Below are 24219 nucleotides of genomic sequence, written 5' to 3' on the forward strand. Positions count from 1 at the left end.
GTGGTTCCCGGGGCGGCAGAGGTTTTCACTCTAAGGGCAGGCCCCTGGGCCACACGGGTTTCGTCCGGTGCGTTCCCCCTGCCGGGCTAATGGCCGGCAGGGGCGTCATACCAGTGGGTAACTCGTGCTACCGGCGCCGGCGTCACCAGTCCCCGCGCGAGCTCGACGAGGACGTGAACTTCCGGACGACGAAGATCAGACCGCCGACCAGCGCCACGAAGATCAGCAGCTTGAAGAGCAGGCCGACCACGAAGCTCAGCACGCTCGTGATCAGACCGCCGAAGACGACCAGAGCGATGACGGGTATGGCGATCCACTTCACCCACCACGGCATCCCCGCGAGAATCTCCTTCACCGCCATTGCGCGTACCTCATCTCCGATGGATTCGCCGCCGCGTCGTGCGCCGGACACCTCCGATGCTAGGGGCGGGCACCAAGCGAACGGGGGCCTCACGGCCCCCGCTCTTCCCTGATCCGACCCCTAAGGGGCCTGGCCCCGCCTCGGGGGCGCGAGTCAGGGATCAGGCGGCAGACCTCTCGTCTCAAGCCTCGAGCCTCAGGCCTCAGGCGGCGAGAACACCACCATCACCCGCAGGTCCTCGGTGACGTGGTGGAACTTGTGCGGCACACCCGCCGGCACATAGACCACGCTGCCCCGCGCCACCTGGGTCGTCTCCGTCCCCACCGTGATCGCGGCCCGGCCGCTCACCACGAAGTAGACCTCGTCCTGACCGTGCGGTTGCTGCGGGTCGAGCTGCCCCGCGTCCAGCGCGTACAGGCCGACCGACATGTTGCGCTCCCGCAGGAACTGGAGATAGGCACCGTCGTTCGCCGCCCGCTCCGCTTCCAGCTCGTCCAGTCGGAATGCCTTCATTGCTCGTCCGCCCCTGCCGTTGGCCAGATCATGTCTGCCACGATCTGACACATGAAGAATTTCGTCGTCAAGACGCTCGCGAACGCGGGCGCCCTGGGTGTGGCCATCTGGCTGGTCCAGGACATCACCCTGACCGGTGACAGCACCGGCAAGAAGGCCTGGACCCTGATCCTGGTCGCCCTGGTTTTCGGACTGGTGAACTTCCTGGTGAAGCCGGTCGTGAAGCTCCTGACGTTCCCGCTCTTCATCCTGACCCTCGGTCTGATCACCCTGGTCGTCAACGCGCTGATGCTGCTCCTGACGTCCTGGCTGGCCGAGCAGCTCGACCTCAGCTTCCACGTGGAGGGCTTCTGGACCGCCGTGCTCGGCGGCCTGATCATCTCCGTCGTCTCGTGGGCCCTGAACGTCGCCCTTCCCGACGGCGACTGAGGGCCGGCCATGACGTACCGCGTCTGTTTCGTCTGCACGGGCAACATCTGCCGCTCGCCGATGGCCGAGCACGTCTTCCGCGCCCGCGTGGCCGAGGCCGGACTGGCCGGCGCGGTGGAGGTGGACAGTGCCGGCACCGGCGGCTGGCACGAGGGCGACGGCGCCGACCCGCGCACGGTCGCCGTCCTCGACGACCACGGCTACACGTCGGAGCACACCGCCCGGCAGTTCCGCGCCTCCTGGTTCCCCACGCTCGACCTGGTGATCGCGCTCGACGAGGGCCACGTCCGGGAGCTGCGGCGGCTCGCGCCCACACCCGCGCAGGCCGCCAAGATACGGCTGCTGCGCTCCTACGACCCGCGGGCGGGCGCCGGCCTCGACGTGCCCGATCCCTACTACGGCGGCCGCGAAGGCTTCGAGGACTGCCTGGAGATGGTGGAGGCGGCGAGCGAGGGACTCCTCGCCGCCGTCCGGGCCGCGCTCGACGACGAGCCGGCCGAGCGGATGGAGGAGCGGTCGGCATGAGCGACGACGACACCCACGACACGGGCCGGTCCGGCCGGCCCGGCGACGCGCCCGCCGGACCCGGCGACGCGTCCGGCGGGCAGCTCGGCGACGGCACCCGGGCGGTACGGGCCGGGCTCCCCGAGCCGGTGAAGTACGAGCCCACCCTCCCCGGGCCGGTCTTCGCGGCCCACTTCCACCTGCCCGGCGACCCGACCGGCCCGTACACCTACGGCCGCGACGAGAACCCGACCTGGACCCATCTGGAACGCGCCATCGGCGAGCTGGAGGCGCCCGGGCAGAGCGGCGTCGAGACGCTGGTCTTCGCCTCCGGGATGGCCGCCGTCTCCGCCGTCCTGCTCTCCCAGCTGAGGAGCGGCGACGCCGTCGTGCTGCCCGACGACGGCTATCAGGCGCTGCCGCTGCTGCACGAGCAGCTGCGGGCGTACGGGATCGAGGTCCGCACCGCGCCGACCGCCGGGGACGCCCAGCTCTCCGTCCTGGCCGGGGCGAAGCTGCTGTGGCTGGAAACGCCGTCCAATCCCGGCCTCGACGTGTGCGACCTGCGCCGTATGGTCGCCGCCGCCCACGAGGCCGGCGCCCTGGTCGCCGTCGACAACACCCTGGCCACCCCGCTCGGCCAGCGTCCGCTCCAGCTGGGCGCCGACTTCTCCGTGGCGAGCGACACCAAGGGCATGACCGGGCACGGCGACATCCTGCTCGGGCACGTCAGCTGCCGCGATCCGCGGCGGGCCGCCGAGGTACGGCGCTGGCGCAAGATCGTCGGCGCGATCCCGGGCCCGATGGAGGCCTGGCTCGCCCACCGCTCCCTGGCCACGCTGCAGTTGCGGATCGACCGGCAGTGCGCCACGGCGCTGGCGCTCGCCGAGGCGCTCGCCAAGCACCCGACGGTGACCGGGCTGCGCTATCCAGGACTGCCCGGCGATCCCTCGCACGAGGTGGCCGCCCGCCAGATGCGGCGCTTCGGCTCGGTCGTCTCCTTCGTCCTGCCCGACCGGGCGCGGGCCGACCGCTTCCTGGACGCGCTCCGGCTGGTCGACGACGCGACCAGCTTCGGCGGGGTGCGGTCCACGGCCGAGCGGCGCGGGCGCTGGGGCGGGGACGCGGTGCCCGAGGGCTTCGTCCGCTTCTCGGTGGGCGCGGAGGACCCGGAGGACCTGATCGCGGACGTCCTGCAGGCCCTCGACAAGGCCGGCGCGGCCGCCGGGTAGCGTCCCGGCGAGCACGCCAGGGCATGCCCCGGAAGCATGCCCGGGCGAGCGGAAGGGGCGTTCCGAACCTCCCCCCTCGTGGCTCGGAACGCTCCCCGTCCGCCGCGGCCCGCGCGACGGACGACCGCCTGAACCAGGCTAGTTGACTGAGCGTCAGTGTCCAATCACGCTAGCGACAGCGACCTATCGACTTATTTATAGTTGGACGGTCCTGAGGCGCGGGCTCCGGCACCGCCGGCTCCGCCTGAGTCGACGGCCGCACCGGCCGGGAGGGGGCGGACATGGATCTGACCCTGCTGCGCACGTTCGTCACGGTGCACCGGGCCGGCTCCTTCACCCGCGCCGCCGCGCTCCTCGGTCTGTCCCAGCCCGCGGTCACCAGCCAGATCCGCACCCTGGAACGCCAGCTCGGCCGGCCGCTCTTCCTCAGACGGGCCCGCGGCGTCACCCCGACGACCATCGGCGACGAACTCGCCCAGCGCGCCGCGCCGCACCTCGACGCCCTGGTCGAGATCGCCGGAGCGGGCCTGGACGAGCGCAGCGGGGTGCGCACCCTCCATGTCGCCGGGCCGCCCGAGTTCACCTCGGCCCGGGTGCTGCCCGCCCTCACCCCGCTGATCGCCCAGGGCCTTGCGGTCCGCGTCTCCCTCGTCGGCAACGCCGAGGAGACCCTCGAGGGTCTCGCCGCCGGCCACCACGACCTGGCCGTCGCCACCGCCCGGCCGCGCGGCGGGCTCTTCTCCGCGACCCCGCTCTGCGACGAGGAGCACGTCCTGGTCGCGGCGCCCCGCTGGGCCGCCCGGCTCTCTCCCGGGCTGCTGCGGCGCGAGGGCGCGATCGTCCTGGAGCAGCTGCCCGTGGTCGAGGTGCACGAGTCGCTGCCGTTCGTCGGCCGCTACTGGTCGGCCGTCTTCGAGACCAAGCCGGCCGCGGCCGCGACCGTGATCGTCCCGGACCTGCGGGCCGTTCTGGAGTCCGCCGCCTCGGGCGCCGGGCTCGCCGTACTGCCCCGCTATCTGTGCGAGGAGGCGCTGCGGCGGGGCCGGCTGGTGGCGCTGCTCGATCCGCCGGTGCCGCCGCTGCGCACCTATTTCCTCGTCGTCCGCACCGGCACCCTGGCGCTCGCGCACATCGCCCGGGCCCACGAATGGCTGCTGCGTGCCGCGGGGGACTGGTGAGTTTCAGGACACCGGGGCGTTTCAGGACAGCGGGGGCGGGCCATTTTCTTCCCATGACCGAACGACCAGTGGTCAAGCGCACCGCACGCGCCATCCTGCTCGACGGGGACGACCTGATCCTCATCAAGCGCACGAAGCCGGGAATGGATCCCTACTGGGTGACGCCCGGCGGCGGTGTCGAGCCCACCGACTCGACCGTCGTCGAGGCCCTGCACCGCGAGGTGCACGAGGAGCTGGGCGCCAAGATCACCGACGTGGTGCCCTGCTTCGTCGACACCGTCGAGCACATCGTGGACGGCGGTGTCTCGGGCGTGAAGGTGCAGCACTTCTTCGTCTGCCGTCTGGAGTCCATGGACACCGCTCAGCGCCACGGCCCCGAGATCGAAGAGCCGCTGGGCGAGTACGAGATCGTGCGCGTGCCCTTCAGCCGCGTCGGGATCGCCGCCGTCCATCTCGTGCCGCTCTCGCTGCGCCACTATCTCGACGGCAACATCGAGGGCGTCCGCGCGATGCACGCTCCCGACCTGGGCTGACGGCTGCCTTGGCACCTCCTTAGGAGGCCTGGGGAACGAGCTCCGCGAGATAGTCGTGGCGGATCCGGTCGGTGGGGATGCCGACGCCGCGCAGGGCGTCGACGCCGCTGCGGATCATGCCGAGCGGTCCCGAGAGATAGGCGTCGTACTCGGCCCACGGCCCGTAGCGACGCACGGCGTCCGGGAGCCGTCCCTCGTCCTCGGTGACCGGCCGGACGGCGAGCCAGGGAAAGGTCTTCTGGAGCCGCATCATCGTGTCGATGTCGTAGAGGTCGTGGCCGCTGCGGGCGCCGTAGAAGACCTCGACCGGCCGCCGGTCGCCGTGCTCGGCGACGTCCTCGACCAGGGCCTTGATCGGCGCGATGCCGGTCCCGCCGCCGAGGCAGAGCAACCCGTTGTCGGTGGTGTGGTCGACGGTCATCGAGCCGGCCGGTGGGCCGAGCCGCAGCACGTCGCCGGGCCGCGCGCGATGGACCAGGGCGTTGGACACCCAGCCCGCCGGGACCGCCTTGACGTGCAGGGACAGCAGCCCGTCCGGCCGGGGCGCGGCGGCGAAGGAGTAATGGCGCCATATCCGCGGCCACCACGGCGTCTCCAGCGTCGTGTACTGCCCGGCGAGGAACGGGTACGGCTGGTCGGGCCGGAGCGTGATCACGGCGATGTCGGAGGTCCGCAGGTCGTGGCTGACCACCTCGGCCTGCCACCAGGCCGGCGCGCTCTGCTCGTCCTCCGCGGCCGCGTCGATCATGATCTGCGAGATCGTGGTGTACGTGCGGACCCAGGCCGCCTCGGTCTCCGCGTTCCAGGTCGTCGTGGCGTACCGCTCGAGGGCCCCGATCAGCGCCTCGCCGACGGCCGGATAGTGGGCCGCTTGGGTGCCGTACTTGCGGTGCCCGCGCCCGAGGTTCCGCAGGTATTCGGTGAGGACCTTCGTGTCGTCCAGGTGCTCGGCCGCCGTGAGCAGGGCCTTGAGGAGCCGGTCGCGCTGGGTGTCCATGGCGGCCGGGAACATCGCCCGCAGCTCGGGATGGCCGAGGAAGAGCAGGGCGTAGAAGTACGAGGTCACCCGGTCGGCCATCGGGCCGATCTCGGCCAGCGTGCGGCGGATCAGCCCCGCGTCGGGCGACGGCTCGGCCGGCTCGGCCGCCGTGGCTATGAGGGGCGGCGCGTCCGTGTCCGCGGCCGGAGCATCCGTCATGTGCTTGCCTCCCCGAAGTCGGCCTCCGTGGTCGCAGGATGGCAGTCCTCTGGGGACTTCGGGCAGAAAGTGGGATTCCCGGCCATTCGCCCCGCCGCGAGGACTAGGCTGCGCTCTTTCGGACCAATGCGTACGCCTCCCGGAGATCGGTGCCGACATAGCGGTGGCGTGCCAGGTCCACGAGGTGGTGGTCGGCGTTCACGGCGACGGTCTCGGGCACGATCGCGAAGAGCTCGGCGTCGGACATCGAGTCGCCGTACGCCACGCAGTCGGCCGGCTCGACCCCGAAGCGCGCGCAGAGCTCGCCGGCGATCCGGACCTTGGCCGAAGCGTTGAGGATGCCCGGCCGGTGGATCGGCTCGGTGAAGGGAACGGCGGGCCAGCGGGATCCGTGGGCAGCGTCCGCTCCCCACTCCAGGAGCCGCTCCACGAAGAAGTCCGGCGACAGGGAGATCACCGCGCAGTGGCCGCCGTCCTCTCGGATCTCGGCCCACACGTCCCTGATCCCGGCGAGCCAGGGTGCGCCCTCGAAGGCCGCCGTCACCTGATCCGGAGTGAGCGCGCCCCACAGCGCGTGCGCCCGCACCGCGAACTCGTCCGGAGTGAGCCCGCGCAGCAGGAACTCCTGCTCCAGTTCCTCGATCTCCCGGCTCACTCCGAGCTGCCGGGAGATCTCGACCGCGGCGGCCGAGCCGCGGATCAGCGTGCCGTCGAGATCGAAGAGGTGCAGCCTGCGCCGGCCGGGAAGGGTCGTCATATACGCCGAGGCTAGTACGGCCGGTTACTCCCACGGGCAGACGCGAAGCCCACCGGGCCTACGGCACGGTGTTTCACGTGAAACATCTCCAGCGGCCCGTACGGCGGGCGCTCCTCGTCGTCCATGTGGCGGTCTCGGTGGCCTGGCTGGGCCTCAGCCTGGGCCTGCTGACGCTCGGCATCACCGCCTACACGACCCAGGACCTCTCGCTCACACAGGCGGCCTATCGGGCCATGAAGGTGTTCGCGGACTGGCTCCTGGCTCCGGTCGCCCTGGTGACCTTCGGCAGCGGCCTGGTGCTCTCGCTCGGTACGCCATGGGGCCTCGCCCGGCACCGATGGGTCTGGATCAAGTTCTGGATCACCCTGGCCACCGCCACGGCCACGATCTTCGCCCTCCGGCCCGAGATCGCCCACGCGGCGGCGGCCGGGGTGCCCGACAGCAGCCTCGTGGCCGCTCCCGTGGTCTCCACGACCGCCTATCTGTTCATGACCGCGCTCTCGGTGCTCAAGCCGTGGGGCCTGACCAGGCGGGGCCGCCACCTGCGGGAATCCGCCGGGCCGCGGGGAAAGCGGGGTCTGGCGACTTCCCGTAAAGCGGTGGACGCGTCGGTGTCCGTTCGGTCAGCCTGACCTCCATGGCCCTTCCGCAGACCGCGCTCGACCAGCTGCCCATCCGACGCCTCACCCACGACGACCTCGGGGCGTGCGCCGATCTCTCGGAGAACCGCGGATGGCCCCGGGAAGAGCACAAGTGGGGTCTGCTGCTCAGCGCCGGAACGGGATACGGCATCGACGACCCGTCCGGCGACGGCCTGCTCACGGCCTGCGTCCTCACCTCGTACGAGCCCGGCTTCGCCGCGATCGGCATGGTCCTGGTGGCCGAGCGCTACGCCCGCCAGGGCGTGGGACGACGGCTGATGCGGCACGTCCTCGCCGAGACCGGAGATCTCCCGCTCAGTCTCTACGCCACGAGCAACGGGCAGCCGCTCTACGAGGAGCTGGGATTCGCCGACATCGGCCGGTCGGAGATGCTCATGGGCCGCTTCACCTTCACGGAGCCGGCGCCCGCGCGCACGGTCCGGCCCGCCACGGCGGACGACCTCCAGGACGTCCTGCGCCTCGACCACGAGATCTTCGGGGCCGACCGGACCCACCTCATCGCCCGGCTGCCGGCCTTCGCCGACCATCTGCGGGTGGCGGAGCAGGACGGCCAGATCTCCGGGTTCGCCGCCCTCTGGCCCAACATGGACACCCATGTGGTCGGCCCGCTGATCGCCGCCGACGCCGCCACCGCGCAAGCCCTGGTGGCCTCCCTGGCCGTCGCCACCGACCGACCGCTGCGCACCGACGTCGACGCCCGCCACTCCTCGCTGGTCACCTGGCTGAAGGCGAACGGCCTGGAGCAGATCGCCACTCCGGCCGTCATGATCCGCTCGCTGCCCGACCTGCCCGGTGACTGGACCCGCCGCTTCGCGCCGCTGACCGTCGCCGCGGGATGAGCCGAAGAGAATTAATTGCACACGCGGCTTTTTGCGCTTCATCGACTACTCTGAGAAGGAGCCGAGGAAGCGAGGAGAGACCATGACCGCGACGGATCCCGCCCTGACGGCCCTCTCCCCGGGCTGGTGCGCCCTCTCTCTGCTGCACGGCAGGATCGAGTCGCACATCGAGCGAGCCCTGGAGTCCCGCCACGGTCTCAGCGTCCGCGAGTTCTCGCTCCTCGACGTCCTCAGCCGGCAGCACGACGGGCCCGGCGGGCACCTCCAGATGAAGCAGGTCGCCGACGCCGTCGTGCTCAGCCAGAGCGCCACCACCCGGCTCGTCACCCGGCTCGAGGACCGCGGGCTGCTCACCCGGTATCTGTGCGCCACCGACCGCCGCGGCATCTACACCGATGTCACCGAGGCCGGTCTGAAGCTCCTTGCCGAGGCCCGCCCCACCAACGACGCCGCCCTGCGCGAGGCCCTGGACGAGGCCGCCACGAACCCGGAGCTGGCCCCGCTGGTACGCGTCGTCGAAGGGCTCGGCGTCCCGGTCTGAGGCCGATCCGCCCGGGCGGACGCGTAGCCTGCCTCCATGAGCGATCTTGAGATCCGGCCCGCCGCACCGGGCGACCTTCCCGCGATCGTGGCGATGCTCGCCGACGACCCACTGGGCGCGCAGCGCGAGTCGCCCGACGACCTCACTCCGTACACCGCCGCTTTCGAGCGTCTCGCCCAGGACCCGAACCAGCACGTGGTCGTCGCCGTCCGGGCGGGGAAGGTGGTCGGCACCCTCCAGCTCACGGTCATTCCCGGACTCTCCCGCCGGGGCACCACGCGCTCGGTCATCGAAGGCGTGCGCATCCACGCCGAGGAACGCGGCAGCGGGCTCGGCAGCCGGCTCATCGAGTGGGCCGTCGAGCAGTCCCGGGCTCAGGGCTGCCGCCTGGTGCAGCTGACCTCCGATGTGACCCGCACCGACGCCCACCGGTTCTACGAACGGCTCGGCTTCGAGCCCTCGCATGTCGGCTTCAAGCTGAGCCTGTGACCAGACGCGCGCTGTTTCACGTGAAACAGCGCGCGTCACCGCGACCGGTCAGAGCCCGCGCCAGCCCGCCTCGTCCACGCCGCCGGGCACCGCGTCGCCCTGCTCGTACGGCTCCCGGGTGAAGACGAAGGAACCCAGGTCGAGGTGGCTCACCGAGCCGTCCGGGCGGCGCACCACCCGCAGCGTCTCTCCCTGGTAGTAGCCGTCGAGGCCGATCCAGCCGCCCTCGGGAAGGGCCCGGAAGGTCGCCCGCCGCCCGACACCGCGCAGCGGCTCCAGGGTCACCGAGCGGCCGGCACCGATCCGCAGACCGTACGCGTAGGTGCCCCAGTACCAGGGGCCGGTGAGCGCGAGCAGTTCCTTGTCCACTTCCGCCTCGGGAAGGGGCCGCCAGGGCGCCGGGATACGCGGCTCGGCCTCGGCCACGATCCGCACGAGATCGGCTGCCACGGCGGACGTCAGGGGCCCGGAGGTGGCGTTCGCGAGCGCCACCGCGGCCAGACCGTCCTCGACGCTCACCCACAGGCCGGCGACGAAGCCCGGAAGCGAGCCGGTGTGCCCGATCAGGGTCCGACCGCCACTGCGCCACACCTGGAGCCCCAGTCCGTAGCCCCACTCGCCGTCACCGGCCGCCGGAGGCGCCGAGGGCACCCGCATCTCCTCGACCGACGCCCGGCACAGCACGCGGTCGTCGCCCTCGGCCAGGAACGCGGCGAACCGGCAGAGGTCTTCGACCGTCGACCACAGCTGCCCGGCCGGCGCCATGATCCCGAGATCCTCCGACGGCTCGGGCATCATCACATCGGCCCAGGGATGCACCGCCCAGCCGCCGGCGTACGGCGCGACCGGAGAGACCGTCGTCCGGCCGAGCCTCAGCGGCTCAAGGATCTCCGTCCGCAGGGCCTCCTCCCAGGAGACGCCCCGCAAGGCCTCGACCAGCGAACCGAGCAGGGTGTAGCCGGGGTTGGAGTAGTGGAAGAGCCGCCCGGACGGATGGACCGCCGGCCGCTCCCCCAGCACGTCGGCAAGCTCGGGGCGGGTCGTCCCCGGCGTCCGCTCCCACCACGGCGAGGGCGTCTCGGCCGCCAGTCCCGAGGTGTGCCCGAGGAGTTGAGCGATCGTCACCTCGCCCACGCCGGTGCCCTTCAGGTGCTTCTCCAGCGGATCGTCCAGCCCGAGGAGCCCCTCGTCCCGCAACCGCAGCACCAGAACGGCGGTGAACACCTTGGTGATCGAGCCGATCCGAAACTGCGTCCCGGCGTCGGGCGCGTGTCCGTCGACACAGGTGCGCGACCCGAACCAGGCCATGGTCCCCTCCCGCACGAGGCCGGCCGCGAACGAGGGCGAGCGGCCCTCGCTCTGGGCGACGGCGATGCGGTGGGTGAGGGCGCGTTCGGTGCTGGGCAGCAGGGCTTCGAAGGATGAGGTCATGCGGTCATCCTCGCTCCGCCCGGCCGCACCGTCGCTCCTGTTTCGCGGTGCGCTGAGGAGATGTCCCGCGCCGCGCGGTATATACCGGACACCCACGGACGGAAGGCTGGCTCATGCGGAAACTCATCTACGGCATGAACGTGACCCTGGACGGCTACATCGCCGCGGCCGGCGACGACATCAGCTGGGGTGGACCGCCGAGCGAGGAGCTGTTCCAGTGGTGGCTCGACCACGAGCAGGCGTGCGACCTGTCGCTGTACGGGCGCAAGCTGTGGGAGACGATGAGCTCCTACTGGCCGACCGGCGACCAGCAGCCCGGCGCCACCGCCGCGGAGATCGCGTTCGCGCGGAACTGGCGGGACACGCCGAAGGTGGTGTTCTCCTCGACGATCGACGCGGTCGACTGGAACACCCGCCTGGTCACCGGCGACGCGATCGCGGAGATCACCCGGCTCAAGGCCGAGGACGGCGGACCGATGAACATCGGCGGCGCGACGCTCGCCGGGGCGGCCCTGCGCGCCGGGCTGATCGACGAGTACGTGATCGCCACCCATCCGGTGCTGGTGGGCGGCGGCACTCCCTTTTTCACCGCGCTGGACGGCTGGGTGAACCTGAACCTGGTGGAGACGCGGACGTTGCCCGGCGGCGTGGTCCTGACCCGCTACGAGACCAGGCGCTGAGCAGCAGCACGCAGGCGTCGGCCACGGCGTGGATCAGGTCTGCGCCATGTCCACGAAGCGCGAGTAGTGGCCCTGGAAGGCCACGGTGATGGTCGCCGTCGGACCGTTACGGTGCTTGCCGACGATGATGTCGGCCTCGCCCGCGCGGGGCGACTCCTTCTCGTAGGCGTCCTCGCGGTGCAACAGGATGACCATGTCCGCGTCCTGCTCGATCGAGCCGGACTCACGGAGGTCGGAGACCATCGGCTTCTTGTCGGTGCGCTGCTCAGGGCCACGGTTCAGCTGGGACAGCGCGATCACCGGCAGCTCCAGCTCCTTGGCCAGGAGCTTCAGGTTTCGCGACATGTCGGAGACCTCCTGCTGACGGCTCTCGGCGCGCTTGGAGCCGCCGGACTGCATCAGCTGGAGGTAGTCGATGATCACGAGCTTGAGGCCGGCCCGCTGCTTGAGTCGACGGCACTTGGCGCGGATCTCCATCATCGACAGGTTCGGCGAGTCGTCGATGAAGAGCGGGGCCTGCGAGACATCGGGCATCCGGCGCGCGAGCCGGGTCCAGTCCTCGTCGGTCATGGTGCCGGACCGCATGTGGTGCAGCGCCACCCGGGCCTCGGCCGAGAGCAGACGCATCGCGATCTCGTTGCGGCCCATTTCGAGCGAGAAGATGACGCTGGGCAGGTTGTTCTTGATGGAGGCGGCCCGGGCGAAGTCCAGCGCGAGCGTGGACTTACCCATGGCGGGACGGGCGGCGATGATGATCATCTGGCCGGGGTGGAGCCCGTTGGTGAGCGCGTCGAGGTCGGTGAATCCGGTGGGCACACCGGTCATCTCGCCACTGCGGGAGCCGATCGCCTCGATCTCGTCGAGCGCGCCCTCCATGATGTCGCCGAGCGGCATGTAGTCCTCGGTCGTGCGCTGCTCGGTGACCTGGTAGATCTCGGCCTGCGCCCGGTTGACGATCTCGTCGACGTCTCCGTCGGCCGCGTATCCCATCTGCGTGATCTTGGTGCCCGCCTCGACCAGGCGTCTCAGCACGGCCCGCTCGTGGACGATCTCCGCGTAGTACGAGGCGTTGGCCGCGGTCGGCACGGACTGGACGAGCGTGTGCAGATAGGAGGCGCCGCCGACCCGGGTGATCTCGCCGCGCTTGGTGAGCTCGGCACCGACCGTGATGGGGTCGGCGGGCTCGCCCTTGGCATACAGGTCGAGGATCGCGGAGTAGACCGTCTCGTGGGCCGGCTTGTAGAAGTCGTGGCCCTTGATGATCTCGACGACGTCGGCGATGGCGTCCTTGGACAGCAGCATGCCGCCCAAGACGGACTGCTCGGCGTCCAGGTCCTGCGGAGGAACGCGCTCGAAGCCGGAGAGGCCGGCGTCCCAGCCGCCGTCGCTGCCGCGCTCGTGCTGGTCCTCACGGCCGCGCCCGCGGCCACGTGTCTCGGCACGGGTACGGGTGGGCAGCCGGTCGCCGGGTCCGCTGTCGGCCCAAGGATCGTCCATGGGCTCGGGAATGCTCACCCGGCCACCTCCTCCCGTCCGCATCGCGGACTCACCGTGCCACTCTTTTCTTACGCCACGGCTCGGACAAACAAGAGGCTTTGACTCCGCTTCTGACGCGTCGGGCGCCGGACCACGGTAGGCCCGCGGGCACCTTCAGCCAATCTGGTTATCCACAGGGCCTGTGGGTGAAGGCCCAGATGCTGTGGAGAACTCCCCGGAACCTGTGCACGGACCGGGGGACAGTGATGTGGACAAACTCATAGCTACCTGCGGAAAGCACCTCTGACCTGCGACTTTTCCGTCCACTGGCTGTGGGGGAGAAAAACTTCGCCGCCTGGATCAAGATCAGAACAAACGGCGCACACCCGAAGGGCCCGACCCACCTTAAGTAAGGGTCATTGCAGCATTGCATCTCTTACCTGTGGAAGATTAGATTGAGCCCATGCACCAGGCTCCCGCGCCCTCCAAGGCTGCCCGCCGGCAACATGACCGCGAGATCCTCTCGCTCGCCGTCCCGGCCTTCGGCGCACTCGTCGCCGAGCCCCTCTTCCTCATGGCCGACAGCGCCATTGTCGGCCACCTCGGCACCCCGCAGCTCGCCGGACTCGCGATCGCCTCGACACTGCTGTCGACCGCCGTCAGCGTCTTCGTCTTTCTCGCCTACGCCACCACCGCGGCCGTCGCCCGCCGCGTCGGCGCCGGCGACCTCCGGTCCGCCATCCGCCAGGGCGTCGACGGCATCTGGCTCGCCCTTCTGCTCGGCGCCGCCGTGGTTGCCCTCACCCTGCCCGGCGCGCCCTGGCTCGTCGACGTCTTCGGCGCCTCGGACACCGCCGCCGACTACGCCGTCACCTATCTGCGGATCTCCAGCCTCGGCATCCCCGCCATGCTCATGGTCCTCGCGGCCACCGGCGTGCTGCGCGGCCTCCAGGACACCCGTACACCGCTCTACGTCGCCATCGCCGGCTTCGCGGTCAACGGCGCCCTCAACGTCGGCCTCGTCTACGGAGCCGGGCTCGGCATCGCCGGCTCCGCGTGGGGCACCGTCATCGCCCAGTACGGCATGGCCGCCGCCTATCTCTTCGTGGTCGTCCGAGGTGCCCGGCGCCATGGAGCGTCCCTCCGCCCCGACGCCGCAGGCATCCGGGCCAGTGCCCAGGCAGGCGCCCCGCTGCTGATCCGTACGCTCTCGCTGCGGGCCGTCCTGATGATCGCCACGGCCGTGGCCGCCCGCCTCGGCGACGTGGAGGTCGCCGCCCACCAGATCGTCCTGTCCCTGTGGAACCTGATGGCCTTCGCCCTCGATGCGATCGCCATCGCCGGGCAGGCCATCATCGGGCGCTATCTCGGCGCCGACGACGCGGACGGCGCCCGCCAGGTCTGCCGGCGCATGGTCCAGTGGGGTGTCGTCTCCGGTGTGGTCCTCGGACTGCTGCTGGTCCTCACCCGGCCGCTGTTCATCCCGCTCTTCACCGACGACTCCGCGGTCCGCGACGCCCTGCTGCCCGTACTCGTCGTCGTCGCCCTCTCCCAGCCCGTCTCCGGGGTGGTCTTCGTCCTCGACGGGGTCCTCATGGGCGCGGGCGACGGGCCCTATCTCGCCTGGGCAATGCTGCTGACCCTGGTGGTCTTCGCTCCCGCCGCCCTGCTGGTCCCGGCGCTCGGAGGCGGCCTGACCGCCCTCTGGGGAGCGATGACCCTGATGATGACCGTGCGCCTGGCGACGCTCTGGCTCCGGGCGCGCTCCGGCCGGTGGATCGTCACCGGCGCCACGCGCTGATGTTTCACGTGAAACGGCGGAAGGACCGCACCCCGAGGGGTGCGGTCCTTCCGTACTGCTGTGTGCGCACTGCCCAGGGGCAGCGTCAGCCGGCGACGACCTCGACGCCGACCTGCGCGGCGACATCGGCGTGCAGGCGCACGGACACCTGGTGCGAGCCCAGGGTCTTGATCGGCGAACCAAGCTCGACGCGACGCTTGTCGACGTCCGGGCCACCCGCGGTCTTGATCGCCGCGGCGATGTCGGCCGGGGTCACGGAGCCGAAGAGACGGCCGGCGTCGCCGGAGCGAACGGCCAGACGCACCTTCGTGCCCTCGAGCTGAGCCTTGATCTCGTTGGCCTGCTCGATGGTCGCGATCTCGTGGATCTTGCGGGCGCGGCGGATCTGCGCCACGTCCTTCTCGCCACCCTTGGTCCAGCGGATCGCGAAACCGCGCGGGACCAGGTAGTTGCGAGCGTAGCCGTCCTTGACGTCGACGACATCGCCGGCGGCACCGAGGCCGGAGACCTCGTGGGTGAGGATGATCTTCATTTTTCGGTCACCCTTCCCTTATCGCGCGGTGGACGTGTAGGGCAGCAGCGCCATCTCACGGCTGTTCTTGACGGCCGTGGCGACGTCACGCTGGTGCTGCGTGCAGTTGCCGGTCACGCGACGGGCACGGATCTTGCCGCGGTCGGAAATGAACTTCCGCAGCATGTTCGTGTCCTTGTAGTCGACGTACGCGACCTTGTCCTTGCAGAACGCGCAGACCTTCTTCTTAGGCTTGCGCACAGGCGGCTTCGCCATGGTGTTTCTCCTGTGTGATCAAGAAGTTTGGGTGCGAGCTGCTTCCGGGGCCTGAGCCCTAGAAGGGAGGCTCGTCCGAGTAGCCGCCGCCGGAGTTGCCACCCCAGCCGCCACCGCCGCCACCCTGCTGGCCGCCGGACGGGGCGCTGGAGGCCCAGGGGTCGTCGGAGGGAGCTCCGCCGCCCTGCTGGCCGCCGCCGGAGTTGCCACCCCAGCCGCCACCGCCGCCGCCACCCTGCTGGCCGCCGCCGTAGCCGCCCTGGCCACCGCGACCGGTGGTGCGGGTGACCTTGGCCGTGGCGTTCCGCAGGCTGGGGCCGACTTCCTCGACGTCCAGCTCGTAGACCGTGCGCTTGACTCCCTCACGGTCCTCGTAGGACCGCTGCTTCAGACGGCCCTGCACGACGACGCGCATGCCCTTCTGGAGCGACTCGGCGACGTTCTCCGCCGCCTGACGCCAGACCGAGCAGGTCAGGAACAGGCTCTCGCCGTCCTTCCACTCGTTGGTCTGCCGGTCGAAGGTGCGGGGAGTGGACGCGATGCGGAACTTCGCGACCGCCGCACCGGACGGGGTGAAGCGCAGCTCGGGGTCTTCGACAAGATTGCCGACGACCGTGATGACGGTCTCGCCTGCCATGGGTGAACCTCTCGGCGGGATTGCTTCTGGCTGCTTACTGCTACTCGGACCCGAGAACCTTTGAGCGGAAGGCTCAGTGGGTCTCGGGGCGGAGGACCTTGGTCCGGAGGACCGACTCGTTCAGGTTCATCTGGCGGTCGAGCTCCTTGACGACCGCAGGCTCGGCCTGCAGGTCGATGACCGAGTAGATGCCCTCGGGCTTCTTCTTGATCTCGTAGGCGAGACGACGACGGCCCCAGGTGTCGACCTTCTCGACCTTTCCGTTGCCCTCACGGACGACGGAGAGGAAGTTCTCGATCAGCGGGGAGACAGCGCGCTCCTCGAGATCGGGGTCGAGGATGACCATCACCTCGTAGTGACGCATGTGGAACCCACCTCCTTTGGACTCAGCGGCCACGGTCGTTCCGTGGCAGGAGGGTCGTGATGCGTGAGCAACGGTATCGGCCGCCACTGACAGTCCCCCCGACGAGCGAGGGGGCCGCCGTCGGGTCCGGGACGGACCTGGGCAGACACCGGTGCAGACCGTACAGAGTACCCGCACATCGCCCTGCGGTTGAAATCCCGTGGTGGGGGGACGCAATCTGTACGGAACGGATGTGGGCGGTGTCACAAGGCGCCGCCCTCCGGACGGCACGCCAGGAGGTGCCCCATGGCACAGGCAATGCGACCCGAACCCGGCCACTCCCTCTTCGCCACGGACGGCAAGCCCCACCCGCTCCAGGACACCCTGATGGTCGTGACCCTGGTGCTCGGTGCGGTCTCCTTCATCACCGCCCAGTTCCACAGCCTGTATCTGCTCAGCTCCTGGACGGGGCTCATCGGCATCCTCGTCGGCGGATACGGCCAGTTCATCTCCGCCACGACCCGCGAGCGCTTCCTGCTGATCATCGGCCTCGGCCTCGCCGGTGTGGGCTTCTACCTCGGCATGGCCCACGGCGGGCTCTTCAACGGCGTGATCAACTAGACCGGCCCCGCCACGCGGGCCGACAGGACCGTCACGCCCATTCGGGGTGCTCCCAGGTCGCAGTAGGCTTCGGCGCGAGAGCCGGAGCCCCTGAACCGATGGGGACACACCTGCCGAGGAGCGCCCCGCATGAGCCTGACCCTGAGGACCATCAGCCGTGAGCAGCATCTGGCATTCATCCAGAGCCAGCCCGCGGCGAGCCACTGCCAGGTCCCGGCGTGGGCGGATGTGAAGACCGAGTGGCGCTCGGAGAACCTCGGCTGGTTCGACAAGTCCGGCGAGCTCGTCGGCGCCGGCCTGGTGCTCTACCGCCAGCTCCCCAAGATCAAGCGCTACCTGGCCTATCTGCCCGAGGGCCCGGTCATCAACTGGTACGCCCCGAACCTGGACGACTGGCTGCAGCCGATGCTCGCGCACCTGAAGCAGCAGGGCGCCTTCTCCGTGAAGATGGGCCCGCCGGTCGTCATCCGCCGCTGGGACGCCGCCGCCATCAAGTCGGGCATCCAGGACCCGGACGTCAAGCGCCTGCGCGACGTCGAGGCCACCCACATCGAGCCGCGCGCCTTCGAGGTCGCCGACCGGCTGCGGAAGATGGGCTGGCAGCAGGGCGAGGACGGCGGCGCCGGCTTCGGCGACGTCCAGCCCCGCTACGTCTTCCAGGTCCCGCTGGCCAACCGCTCGCTCGACGACGTCCTCAAGGGCTTCAACCAGCTGTGGCGCCGCAACATCAAGAAGGCCGAGAAGGCCGGCGTCGAGGTCGTCCAGGGCGGCTACGAGGACCTCGCCGAGTGGCAGCGCCTCTACGAGATCACGGCCGTCCGCGACCGCTTCCGGCCCCGCCCGCTCTCGTACTTCCAGCGCATGTGGACCGTCCTCAACAACGAGGACCCCAACCGCATGCGGCTCTACTTCGCCCGCCACAACGGCGTGAACCTGTCCGCCGCCACCATGCTCGTCGTCGGCGGCCACGTCTGGTACTCCTACGGCGCCTCCGACAACATCGGGCGCGAGGTCCGGCCCTCGAACGCGATGCAGTGGCGGATGCTGCGCGACGCCTACGCGATGGGCGCCACCGTCTACGACCTGCGGGGCATCTCGGACTCGCTGGACGAGACCGATCACCTCTTCGGTCTCATCCAGTTCAAGGTCGGCACGGGCGGCGAGGCGGCGGAGTACCTCGGCGAGTGGGACTTCCCGCTCAACAAGCTCCTGCACAAGGCCCTGGACATCTACATGTCGCGTCGCTGACGTCCAACGCGAGGCTTGCGTAGTCTCGTACACACCTTTGATACACCGCAGCCACCAGAAAGGTTCCGGGCCGGCCCATGGCGCTCTCCCTCTATGTCGACACCGCGCGCTGGCGGGCGCACCAGAAGACCGTGATCGAGCAGTTCCCCGGCCTGGTCCCGGTCTGCAAGGGCAACGGCTACGGCTTCGGCCACGAGCGCCTCTCGGAGGAGGCCGCCCGGTTCGGCGCCGACATGCTCGCGGTGGGCACCACGTACGAAGCCGCCCGGATCAAGGACTGGTTCGGCGGCGACCTGCTCGTCCTCACCCCGTTCAGGCGGGGCGAGGAGCCGGTGCCGCTGCCCGACCGGGTGATCCGCTCGGTGTCCTCCGTGGACGGCGTGCACGCCCTGGTGGGTGCCCGCGTCGTCATCGAGTGCATGAGCTCCATGAAGCGCCACGGCGTCCACGAGGAGGACCTCGGCCGGCTGCAGGCCGCGATCGAGGACGTACGGCTCGAGGGCTTCGCCCTGCACCTGCCGCTCGACCGCACCGACGGCACGGACGCCGTCGAGGAGGTCATCGCCTGGATGGACCGGCTGCGCAACGCCCGGCTGCCGCTGCACACGATGTTCGTCAGCCACCTGCGCGCCGACGAGCAGGCCCGCCTCCAGCAGCAGTTCCCGCAGACCCGCTTCCGCGCCCGGATCGGCACCCGGCTGTGGCTGGGAGACCACGACTCCACCGAGTACCGCGGCGCGGTCCTCGACGTCACCCGCGTCGCCAAGGGCGACCGCTTCGGCTACCGCCAGCAGAAGGCCGCCTCCGACGGCTGGCTGGTGGTGGTCGCGGGCGGCACCTCGCACGGCGTGGGCCTGGAGGCGCCCAAGGCGATGCACGGGGTGATGCCGCGCGCCAAGGGCGTCGCCCGCGCCGGCCTCGCCACCGTCAACCGGAACCTTTCTCCGTTCGTCTGGGCCGGCAAGCAGCGCTGGTTCGCCGAGCCGCCGCACATGCAGGTGTCGATCCTGTTCGTGCCGGCCGACGCCCAGGAGCCGCGGGTCGGCGACGAGCTGGTCGCCCACCTGCGCCACACCACGACCCAGTACGACCGGATCGTCGAGCGCTGATCCGGCGCGGCTGCCGTGCCGCCGCCGCCCGGCGCGGCGCCGGCACGGCCACCACGCGGCGAGCGGCCCCCGGGGACATCCCGGGGGCCGCTCGCCGTTCACAGGGTCACCTCGCGCGGCTCACTCCCGCGGGACACCCCAGTCCACCCGCGGGCCCTCCACCACCGGCGCCGCGTGCCGTGCCGGGTGCGCCGCCCTGCCCAGGACGACGACGTCCTCGGCGCCGTCCAGGACGCCTCCCGAGGGATCGTCCGAGCCGTCCCGGCGCACCGGGTCCCGGTCGGGCACCAGGATGTCGCGCACCACCACGGCGCACAGGAACAGCGTCCCGAGCAGGTGCAGGACGATCGCGAACTGGTAGCCGTCCGTCGGCAGCCCCTGCTTGTTGCCGCTGCTGGTGTAGGCGAGGTACATCCAGATGGCGAGGAAGTACATGACCTCGCACGCCTGCCAGACCAGGAAGTCCCGCCAGCGCGGCCGGGCGAGCGCGGCCAGCGGGATCAGCCACAGCACGTACTGCGGCGAGTAGACCTTGTTGGTGAGGACGAAAGCGGCCACGATCAGGAACGCCAGCTGGGCCAGCCGGGGCCTGCGGGGCGCGTTGAACACCAGGTACGCGATCCCGGCGACCACCAGCATCATCAGGAACAGTGCCCAGTAGTTGGCGGTCTCCGGCCGGATCGACTCGCCCGTGATCTGGCTGATGAGCAGCCAGAAGGAGCCGAAGTCGATGCTCCGCCTCGAACTGAAGACGTAGAACTGCTTCCAGCCCTCGAACGCCGCCAGCATCACCGGCAGGTTCACCACCAGCCAGGCCCCGGCCGCGCCCAGCAGCGCCGTACCGAAGGCACGCCACTTCCCGGCCCGCCAGCACAGCAGGAAGACGGGGACGAGCAGCAGTATCGGGTAGAACTTGGCGGCGGTCGCGAGCCCGATCAGGACGCCGAAACCGAGCGGCCGGCCCCGGGACCACATCAGCAGCGCGGCGGCCGTTATGGCGACGGCCAGCAGGTCCCAGTTGATCGTGGCCGTGAGCGCCAGCGCGGGCGCGAGGGCGACGAGCAGGCCGTCCCAGGGACGCCTGCGGTGCGTACGGGCCACACAGACCGCGAGGACAGCCGCGCACACCATGAGCATGCCGGCGTTGACCAGCCAGTACGTCTGCTCGCGCTGCGACGCGTCCGTGCCGCCGGGCGTCAGCCAGGCGGCGACCTCCATGAAGAGGCCGGTCAGGACCGGGTACTCCAGGAACGGTATGTCGCCGCCCAGCCGGTCGAAGTACGGGACCAGGCCCTCCGCGAAGCCGCGCCCGGAGAACAGGTGCGGGATGTCGGAGTAGCAGGCGTGCGTGTACTGGGAGGTCGAGCCCCGGAACCAGGCCCAGTTGTAGCAGGGCAGCTTCTGCACCATGCCGAGGGCGAACATCCCGAGGGCGACGAGGACGACGACCCGCACCGGCGTGAGCTGCCCGGCGCCGAGCAGCGCCCGTCGTCCGACCGGCCCGCCGATCAGCTCGCTGCCCGCGGCGGCCACCTCGTCGGTGCGGGTGGGGCAGACGACCGGGTCCTGCGGAGGGCTCGTCTTCTGGAGGCTGGGCATGGGGGACATCCTGCCGTACGGGCCCGGGAAAACGGGGAGGGCCGCCGTGTCCGGTGCCGTACGGGTGGTACGGACCGGGCACGACGGCCCTTCTCAGGATTCAGGAGCCGGGCGGCGGGTCAGCCGCCGAGGCCCCAGGTGGTGCCTCCGTTGGGTTTTCCACCGCCACCGCCGCTGTCGGTGGACGGCGTCGTGGTCGGAGTCGTCGGCGTGGAGGTGGGCCCGGTATTGGTCCCGCCGTTGTCCGTGCCGGAGCTGGTGCCGCCGTTGTTCTGGTTGCACGGCCAGTCCCACACGCTGCAGGTCTTGCCCGGGTCCGCCGTCTTGGTCGGCTTCTGCGTGGGCGCCTCGGTGGACGGGGTCATGGTGGGCGTCGGCGGGGCCGTGGTCGCCGTCGGCGTCGGCGTCGGGCTGACCGCGCCGCCGCCGAAGACCGCCTCGGCGTCGTCCAGCTCCTCGGGCTCGGGGAAGCTCTTCGGCTCGGTGTTCTTGAGCGCCTCGGTCATGTAGTCGTGCCAGATCCGCGACGGGAACGAATTACCGTGGATCTTGGGCTGGTTGCCCGTGCCGTACATGGACTCGAACTTGCGGTTCTTCTTCGTGTCGTCGTCCGAGAAGCGGTACATGTCGATCGCGGTCGACAGCTGCGGGGTGTAGCCCACGAACCAGGCCGAGTTGTTGCCGTCGGTCGTACCCGTCTTGCCGGCTGCCTCGCGGTCGTCGAGCGCGGCCTTCTTACCCGTGCCGTTCTTGACGACGCTCTTCAGCACGTCCGTGACGTTGCTGGCCACGGCCGTGGAGAACGCCCGCTTGGGCGCCGCCTTGTGCTCGTAGATGACCTCGCCGCGCTGCATCACCTTGGTGACGGAGAACGGGTCGTTCTGCTCGCCCTGGTTCGCGAAGGTCGCGTACGAGCCGGCCATGCGGATGGCACTCGGGGAGGAGATACCGAGCGAGAACGACGGCACGTTCGACTTCACCAGCGAGGACTCCAGCAGACCGGCGTCCATCGCGGCCTTGCGGACCTTGTCGATGCCGACGTCCATGCCCAGCTGCACGTACGGCGAGTTCGCCGAGTGCTCCATGGCCTCACGCAGGCTGATGTTCTTGTAGCTCGCGTTGTCGTCGTTGGTCTGCAGCCACTCGTTGCCGTTCTCGTCACGCCAGATCGAGCGGTCCCACCTCTTCACCACCAGCTTGTTCTGACCGTTGTACCGGCTCTTGTCCGGGTCGACGATCGTGCGCGTGGAGGCGTCCTGGACCTCGGGGCCCTTCGGGTCCCGCACGCCGTCGCGCATGGCCGCGGCCAGCACGAAGGGCTTGAAGGTCGAGCCGACCTGCGCACCGGTCTGGTCGGCGTTGTTGGTGAAGTGCTTGGTGGCGTCCTCGCCGCCGTAGATGGCGACGATCGCACCGCTCGCGGCGTCCACCGAGGCACCGCCGAACTGGACGTCGGTGTCCGTGTCCGGCCGCTTCTTCGGGTCGATGTACTCCTTGCGGACCTTCGAGACGGCCGTCTCGAGCGCCTTGACCTTGTCCTTCTTGAAGGTCGTGTGGATCTCGAAACCGCCCTTGGCCAGCTGCTGCGCCGTGATGCCGCGGTCGTTGTTGTTCAGGAAGTTCGCCTCGGCGGTCCGCACCAGGTAGCCGATCTGGCCGCCCAGCTGGGCGCCCTGGGAGCGCTTCTTCGTGGTGGGGAACTCCGTGTACTTGGCCCGCTCGGCCGGCTTGAGCTTCCCGTCGTTGACCATCTCGTCGAGGATCCACTTCCAGCGCAGCTGCGCGCGGGCGGTGTTCTTCTCGGGGGTGGCCTCCGGGTCGATCTCGGGATAGCCGGCCGGGTCGTAGTAGGTCGCGCCCTTCAGCACGGAGGCGAGCAGCGCGCACTCGCTCGGGTTGAGGTTCTTGGCGTCCTTGCCGAAGTACGCGCGGGCCGCGGCCTGGATGCCGTAGGCGCCCCGGCCGTAGTACGAGGTGTTGAGGTAGCCGGCCATGATGTCGCGCTTGTCCATCTCGTTGCCGACGCGCATGGAGATGAAGAGTTCCTTCACCTTGCGGGTCAGCGTCTGGGACTGGTCGTCGAGCCGGTTGTTCTTCACGTACTGCTGGGTGATGGTCGAGCCACCCTGGGTCTGGCCGCCCTTGGCCATGTTCCACACCGCGCGGCCGATGCCCATGGGGTCGATGCCGGAGTCGGTCCAGAAGGTCTTGTTCTCGGCCGAGACCACGGCCTCCTGCATGGCGATCGGGATCTGCTCGATGCCGATGATCTGCCGGTTGACGTCACCGCCGGTCGCGGCCATCTGGGTGCCGTCGGCCCAGTAGAAGACGTTGTTCTGCTGCTTGGCGCTCAGCGCCACGTCGGGCATGCCCACCATGGCGTACGCGATCGTCGCCGCGCCCATGAGGCCGCCGGCGAACGTCAGGAACAGGCCGGTGACGAGCTTCCACGAGGGCACCCAGCGGCGCCAGCCGTACTTGCCGTACCGCGGGTAGTCGATGATCCGCTTCTTGCCGGGCGGACGGCCGTTGCCCCGGCCCCGCCCGGGACCGCCGCCCCGTCCGCCGCCTCCGCCGCGCCGTCCGCCGGGACCGCCCGGACCCCCGCCGGCCTCGGGCGCGCGCCTGCGCCCGCCTCGCTGGGCCGCGCGCCGCGCCTCGGCCCGGCCACCGTAGGGACGCTGCTCCTCCCCGTAGGAGGACGGCGGCCCGTACGACGCCTCAGGGGACCCCGTACCGGCATCACGGCCGTGGACCGACCGGCGGCCCATGGGCTGCTGGGCGGCGCGCCGGGCCGCAGCACGACCGCCCGTCGGCGGCTGCTGCTGCGGCAATTTGCGACGATGCTCGCTCATCGAACGACTACTCCTCGGGCAGGCGCGTACGCCTGGAAGCGGCAGTTGAGTTCCGGTCCCCCCGAAATGCACACGGCCGGGACCTCGGACAAGACCCCACCGTGCCGCAGCCGGTCACCCGGTTCACTGACGCCCTGCGGCTTCGCTCGGTTCCCGGTGGTCTGCATGCCGCACAGACTACGCACGGCCAAAACCCGCCTAGGGCCGAAGTTCACCCCAAATCAGACAACTCGAGCCCTGTGAATTGACGATGTGACGCCGGTCACCCGAGTCCCGCTTGTCGCATCCGTGGGGCCGTTCTATCGTCGGGATGTATCGAGTCGATACATCAGTGCGGCACATCGGCTCGGCATATGGATGTGCACGACGAGGTCCGGCAGACGAGTCCCGCGGAGC

26 protein-coding genes are annotated in these 24219 nt (G+C 70.3%); 14 read left to right on the forward strand and 12 right to left on the reverse strand.

The annotated features are described in order from the left end of the window. Positions 1–142: 142 nt before the first annotated feature. Together ACIGO8_RS14060 and ACIGO8_RS14065 are read right to left on the reverse strand one after the other, a co-directional pair. Positions 143–361: a DUF5326 family protein gene (locus ACIGO8_RS14060; RefSeq protein ID WP_399728949.1), complete on the reverse strand. Its 219-nt coding sequence runs from the start codon at positions 359–361 to the stop codon at positions 143–145. Positions 362–556: 195 nt separating this feature from the next. Continuing rightward, positions 557–874: a cupin domain-containing protein gene (locus tag ACIGO8_RS14065; RefSeq protein ID WP_399728952.1), complete on the reverse strand. Its 318-nt coding sequence runs from the start codon at positions 872–874 to the stop codon at positions 557–559. A 51-nt stretch (positions 875–925) separates the two neighbouring features. On the opposite strand from ACIGO8_RS14065, the gene ACIGO8_RS14070 reads away from it, so the two are divergent. From ACIGO8_RS14070 to ACIGO8_RS14090, 5 genes are all read left to right on the forward strand, one after another. Further along, positions 926–1303 (forward strand): phage holin family protein, encoded by a 378-nt coding sequence (locus ACIGO8_RS14070; RefSeq protein WP_399728955.1) that lies wholly within the window; start codon positions 926–928, stop codon positions 1301–1303. 9 nt (positions 1304–1312) lie between these two features. After that, entirely contained in the window at positions 1313–1828 is a 516-nt protein-coding gene (locus ACIGO8_RS14075) for a low molecular weight protein-tyrosine-phosphatase (protein ID WP_399728957.1), read from the forward strand. Then, a complete protein-coding gene (locus ACIGO8_RS14080; protein WP_399728960.1) occupies positions 1825–3039 on the forward strand; it encodes a cystathionine gamma-lyase in 1215 nt (404 codons plus the stop codon). The genes ACIGO8_RS14075 and ACIGO8_RS14080 overlap by 4 nt, the downstream gene beginning before the upstream one ends. A gap of 281 nt (positions 3040–3320) precedes the next feature. Further along, positions 3321–4217, forward strand: coding sequence for a LysR family transcriptional regulator (locus ACIGO8_RS14085; protein WP_399728962.1), 897 nt, complete (start codon positions 3321–3323; stop codon positions 4215–4217). Positions 4218–4270: 53 nt separating this feature from the next. Then, positions 4271–4750: an NUDIX domain-containing protein gene (locus ACIGO8_RS14090; protein ID WP_399728965.1), complete on the forward strand. Its 480-nt coding sequence runs from the start codon at positions 4271–4273 to the stop codon at positions 4748–4750. Between the two features lie 19 nt (positions 4751–4769). Here ACIGO8_RS14090 and ACIGO8_RS14095 read toward each other — a convergent pair whose 3' ends face one another. Both ACIGO8_RS14095 and ACIGO8_RS14100 read right to left on the reverse strand, forming a co-directional pair. After that, entirely contained in the window at positions 4770–6107 is a 1338-nt protein-coding gene (locus ACIGO8_RS14095; protein ID WP_399728968.1) for a globin domain-containing protein, read from the reverse strand. After that, entirely contained in the window at positions 6052–6705 is a 654-nt protein-coding gene (locus ACIGO8_RS14100) for an HAD family hydrolase (protein ID WP_399728970.1), read from the reverse strand. Before ACIGO8_RS14100 ends, ACIGO8_RS14095 begins: the two co-directional genes overlap by 56 nt. A gap of 77 nt (positions 6706–6782) precedes the next feature. On the opposite strand from ACIGO8_RS14100, the gene ACIGO8_RS14105 reads away from it, so the two are divergent. From ACIGO8_RS14105 to ACIGO8_RS14120, 4 genes are all read left to right on the forward strand, one after another. Next, positions 6783–7337, forward strand: coding sequence for a DUF2269 domain-containing protein (locus ACIGO8_RS14105; RefSeq protein WP_399728972.1), 555 nt, complete (start codon positions 6783–6785; stop codon positions 7335–7337). A 5-nt stretch (positions 7338–7342) separates the two neighbouring features. After that, on the forward strand, positions 7343–8206 hold the full coding sequence (locus tag ACIGO8_RS14110; protein ID WP_399728975.1) for a GNAT family N-acetyltransferase: 864 nt from the start codon (positions 7343–7345) through the stop codon (positions 8204–8206). 82 nt (positions 8207–8288) lie between these two features. Beyond that, positions 8289–8747, forward strand: coding sequence for a MarR family winged helix-turn-helix transcriptional regulator (locus ACIGO8_RS14115; RefSeq protein WP_399728977.1), 459 nt, complete (start codon positions 8289–8291; stop codon positions 8745–8747). Positions 8748–8783: 36 nt separating this feature from the next. Continuing rightward, the gene (locus ACIGO8_RS14120) at positions 8784–9236 is read left to right on the forward strand and encodes a GNAT family N-acetyltransferase (RefSeq protein WP_399728979.1); all 453 of its coding nucleotides are present in this window, start codon (positions 8784–8786) and stop codon (positions 9234–9236) included. A 48-nt stretch (positions 9237–9284) separates the two neighbouring features. Here ACIGO8_RS14120 and ACIGO8_RS14125 read toward each other — a convergent pair whose 3' ends face one another. After that, a complete protein-coding gene (locus ACIGO8_RS14125) occupies positions 9285–10667 on the reverse strand; it encodes a serine hydrolase domain-containing protein (RefSeq protein WP_399728982.1) in 1383 nt (460 codons plus the stop codon). A 113-nt stretch (positions 10668–10780) separates the two neighbouring features. Here ACIGO8_RS14125 and ACIGO8_RS14130 point away from each other — a divergent pair, with 113 nt between their 5' ends. Continuing rightward, positions 10781–11347, forward strand: a complete 567-nt coding sequence (locus ACIGO8_RS14130) for a dihydrofolate reductase family protein (RefSeq protein WP_399728985.1) — start codon at positions 10781–10783, stop codon at positions 11345–11347. A 33-nt stretch (positions 11348–11380) separates the two neighbouring features. On the opposite strand, the gene dnaB is transcribed toward ACIGO8_RS14130, so the two are convergent. Further along, positions 11381–12844: a replicative DNA helicase gene (gene dnaB, locus ACIGO8_RS14135; protein WP_399730044.1), complete on the reverse strand. Its 1464-nt coding sequence runs from the start codon at positions 12842–12844 to the stop codon at positions 11381–11383. Between the two features lie 442 nt (positions 12845–13286). On the opposite strand from dnaB, the gene ACIGO8_RS14140 reads away from it, so the two are divergent. Beyond that, entirely contained in the window at positions 13287–14624 is a 1338-nt protein-coding gene (locus ACIGO8_RS14140) for an MATE family efflux transporter (protein ID WP_399728987.1), read from the forward strand. An 85-nt stretch (positions 14625–14709) separates the two neighbouring features. Here ACIGO8_RS14140 and rplI read toward each other — a convergent pair whose 3' ends face one another. From rplI to rpsF, 4 genes are all read right to left on the reverse strand, one after another. Further along, positions 14710–15156, reverse strand: a complete 447-nt coding sequence (gene rplI / locus ACIGO8_RS14145) for a 50S ribosomal protein L9 (protein ID WP_399728990.1) — start codon at positions 15154–15156, stop codon at positions 14710–14712. A gap of 18 nt (positions 15157–15174) precedes the next feature. After that, the gene (gene rpsR / locus ACIGO8_RS14150; protein WP_128983236.1) at positions 15175–15411 is read right to left on the reverse strand and encodes a 30S ribosomal protein S18; all 237 of its coding nucleotides are present in this window, start codon (positions 15409–15411) and stop codon (positions 15175–15177) included. A 58-nt stretch (positions 15412–15469) separates the two neighbouring features. Next, positions 15470–16048, reverse strand: a complete 579-nt coding sequence (locus tag ACIGO8_RS14155) for a single-stranded DNA-binding protein (RefSeq protein WP_399728993.1) — start codon at positions 16046–16048, stop codon at positions 15470–15472. 73 nt (positions 16049–16121) lie between these two features. Continuing rightward, positions 16122–16412 (reverse strand): 30S ribosomal protein S6, encoded by a 291-nt coding sequence (gene rpsF / locus ACIGO8_RS14160; RefSeq protein ID WP_004950685.1) that lies wholly within the window; start codon positions 16410–16412, stop codon positions 16122–16124. A gap of 285 nt (positions 16413–16697) precedes the next feature. On the opposite strand from rpsF, the gene ACIGO8_RS14165 reads away from it, so the two are divergent. The 3 genes from ACIGO8_RS14165 to ACIGO8_RS14175 all read left to right on the forward strand — a co-directional run bounded on the left by ACIGO8_RS14165 (position 16698) and on the right by ACIGO8_RS14175 (position 19369). Next, positions 16698–17012, forward strand: a complete 315-nt coding sequence (locus ACIGO8_RS14165; RefSeq protein ID WP_399728996.1) for a hypothetical protein — start codon at positions 16698–16700, stop codon at positions 17010–17012. A gap of 129 nt (positions 17013–17141) precedes the next feature. Beyond that, positions 17142–18260: a lipid II:glycine glycyltransferase FemX gene (locus ACIGO8_RS14170; RefSeq protein WP_399728999.1), complete on the forward strand. Its 1119-nt coding sequence runs from the start codon at positions 17142–17144 to the stop codon at positions 18258–18260. 77 nt (positions 18261–18337) lie between these two features. Then, positions 18338–19369, forward strand: coding sequence for an alanine racemase (locus ACIGO8_RS14175; protein WP_399729001.1), 1032 nt, complete (start codon positions 18338–18340; stop codon positions 19367–19369). A 120-nt stretch (positions 19370–19489) separates the two neighbouring features. On the opposite strand, the gene ACIGO8_RS14180 is transcribed toward ACIGO8_RS14175, so the two are convergent. Together ACIGO8_RS14180 and ACIGO8_RS14185 are read right to left on the reverse strand one after the other, a co-directional pair. Continuing rightward, positions 19490–20968 carry a glycosyltransferase family 87 protein gene (locus ACIGO8_RS14180; RefSeq protein WP_399729004.1) on the reverse strand — a complete coding sequence of 493 codons (1479 nt, stop codon included), beginning with the start codon at positions 20966–20968 and terminating at the stop codon, positions 19490–19492. A gap of 119 nt (positions 20969–21087) precedes the next feature. Next, entirely contained in the window at positions 21088–23823 is a 2736-nt protein-coding gene (locus tag ACIGO8_RS14185) for a transglycosylase domain-containing protein (RefSeq protein ID WP_399729007.1), read from the reverse strand. Positions 23824–24219: the final 396 nt, after the last annotated feature.

The organism is Streptomyces sp. NPDC053493 (genome assembly GCF_044544825.1).
Classification (GTDB): domain Bacteria; phylum Actinomycetota; class Actinomycetes; order Streptomycetales; family Streptomycetaceae; genus Streptomyces.

What these genes read in the sequence shown, in the direction of transcription:
- rpsF (WP_004950685.1), bottom strand. Translation starts at nt 16,412, where the DNA reads ATGCGTCACTACGAGGTGATGGTCATCCTCGACCCCGATCTCGAGGAG.
- ACIGO8_RS14060 (WP_399728949.1), bottom strand. Translation starts at nt 361, where the DNA reads ATGGCGGTGAAGGAGATTCTCGCGGGGATGCCGTGGTGGGTGAAGTGG.
- ACIGO8_RS14090 (WP_399728965.1), top strand. Translation starts at nt 4,271, where the DNA reads ATGACCGAACGACCAGTGGTCAAGCGCACCGCACGCGCCATCCTGCTC.
- ACIGO8_RS14185 (WP_399729007.1), bottom strand. Translation starts at nt 23,823, where the DNA reads ATGAGCGAGCATCGTCGCAAATTGCCGCAGCAGCAGCCGCCGACGGGC.
- ACIGO8_RS14180 (WP_399729004.1), bottom strand. Translation starts at nt 20,968, where the DNA reads ATGCCCAGCCTCCAGAAGACGAGCCCTCCGCAGGACCCGGTCGTCTGC.
- ACIGO8_RS14115 (WP_399728977.1), top strand. Translation starts at nt 8,289, where the DNA reads ATGACCGCGACGGATCCCGCCCTGACGGCCCTCTCCCCGGGCTGGTGC.
- ACIGO8_RS14085 (WP_399728962.1), top strand. Translation starts at nt 3,321, where the DNA reads ATGGATCTGACCCTGCTGCGCACGTTCGTCACGGTGCACCGGGCCGGC.
- ACIGO8_RS14095 (WP_399728968.1), bottom strand. Translation starts at nt 6,107, where the DNA reads ATGTCGGCACCGATCTCCGGGAGGCGTACGCATTGGTCCGAAAGAGCG.
- ACIGO8_RS14110 (WP_399728975.1), top strand. Translation starts at nt 7,343, where the DNA reads ATGGCCCTTCCGCAGACCGCGCTCGACCAGCTGCCCATCCGACGCCTC.
- ACIGO8_RS14130 (WP_399728985.1), top strand. Translation starts at nt 10,781, where the DNA reads ATGCGGAAACTCATCTACGGCATGAACGTGACCCTGGACGGCTACATC.
- ACIGO8_RS14170 (WP_399728999.1), top strand. Translation starts at nt 17,142, where the DNA reads ATGAGCCTGACCCTGAGGACCATCAGCCGTGAGCAGCATCTGGCATTC.
- ACIGO8_RS14175 (WP_399729001.1), top strand. Translation starts at nt 18,338, where the DNA reads ATGGCGCTCTCCCTCTATGTCGACACCGCGCGCTGGCGGGCGCACCAG.
- ACIGO8_RS14140 (WP_399728987.1), top strand. Translation starts at nt 13,287, where the DNA reads ATGCACCAGGCTCCCGCGCCCTCCAAGGCTGCCCGCCGGCAACATGAC.
- ACIGO8_RS14065 (WP_399728952.1), bottom strand. Translation starts at nt 874, where the DNA reads ATGAAGGCATTCCGACTGGACGAGCTGGAAGCGGAGCGGGCGGCGAAC.
- ACIGO8_RS14165 (WP_399728996.1), top strand. Translation starts at nt 16,698, where the DNA reads ATGGCACAGGCAATGCGACCCGAACCCGGCCACTCCCTCTTCGCCACG.
- ACIGO8_RS14080 (WP_399728960.1), top strand. Translation starts at nt 1,825, where the DNA reads ATGAGCGACGACGACACCCACGACACGGGCCGGTCCGGCCGGCCCGGC.
- ACIGO8_RS14125 (WP_399728982.1), bottom strand. Translation starts at nt 10,667, where the DNA reads ATGACCTCATCCTTCGAAGCCCTGCTGCCCAGCACCGAACGCGCCCTC.
- ACIGO8_RS14120 (WP_399728979.1), top strand. Translation starts at nt 8,784, where the DNA reads ATGAGCGATCTTGAGATCCGGCCCGCCGCACCGGGCGACCTTCCCGCG.
- rpsR (WP_128983236.1), bottom strand. Translation starts at nt 15,411, where the DNA reads ATGGCGAAGCCGCCTGTGCGCAAGCCTAAGAAGAAGGTCTGCGCGTTC.
- dnaB (WP_399730044.1), bottom strand. Translation starts at nt 12,844, where the DNA reads ATGGACGATCCTTGGGCCGACAGCGGACCCGGCGACCGGCTGCCCACC.
- ACIGO8_RS14155 (WP_399728993.1), bottom strand. Translation starts at nt 16,048, where the DNA reads ATGGCAGGCGAGACCGTCATCACGGTCGTCGGCAATCTTGTCGAAGAC.
- ACIGO8_RS14100 (WP_399728970.1), bottom strand. Translation starts at nt 6,705, where the DNA reads ATGACGACCCTTCCCGGCCGGCGCAGGCTGCACCTCTTCGATCTCGAC.
- ACIGO8_RS14070 (WP_399728955.1), top strand. Translation starts at nt 926, where the DNA reads ATGAAGAATTTCGTCGTCAAGACGCTCGCGAACGCGGGCGCCCTGGGT.
- rplI (WP_399728990.1), bottom strand. Translation starts at nt 15,156, where the DNA reads ATGAAGATCATCCTCACCCACGAGGTCTCCGGCCTCGGTGCCGCCGGC.
- ACIGO8_RS14075 (WP_399728957.1), top strand. Translation starts at nt 1,313, where the DNA reads ATGACGTACCGCGTCTGTTTCGTCTGCACGGGCAACATCTGCCGCTCG.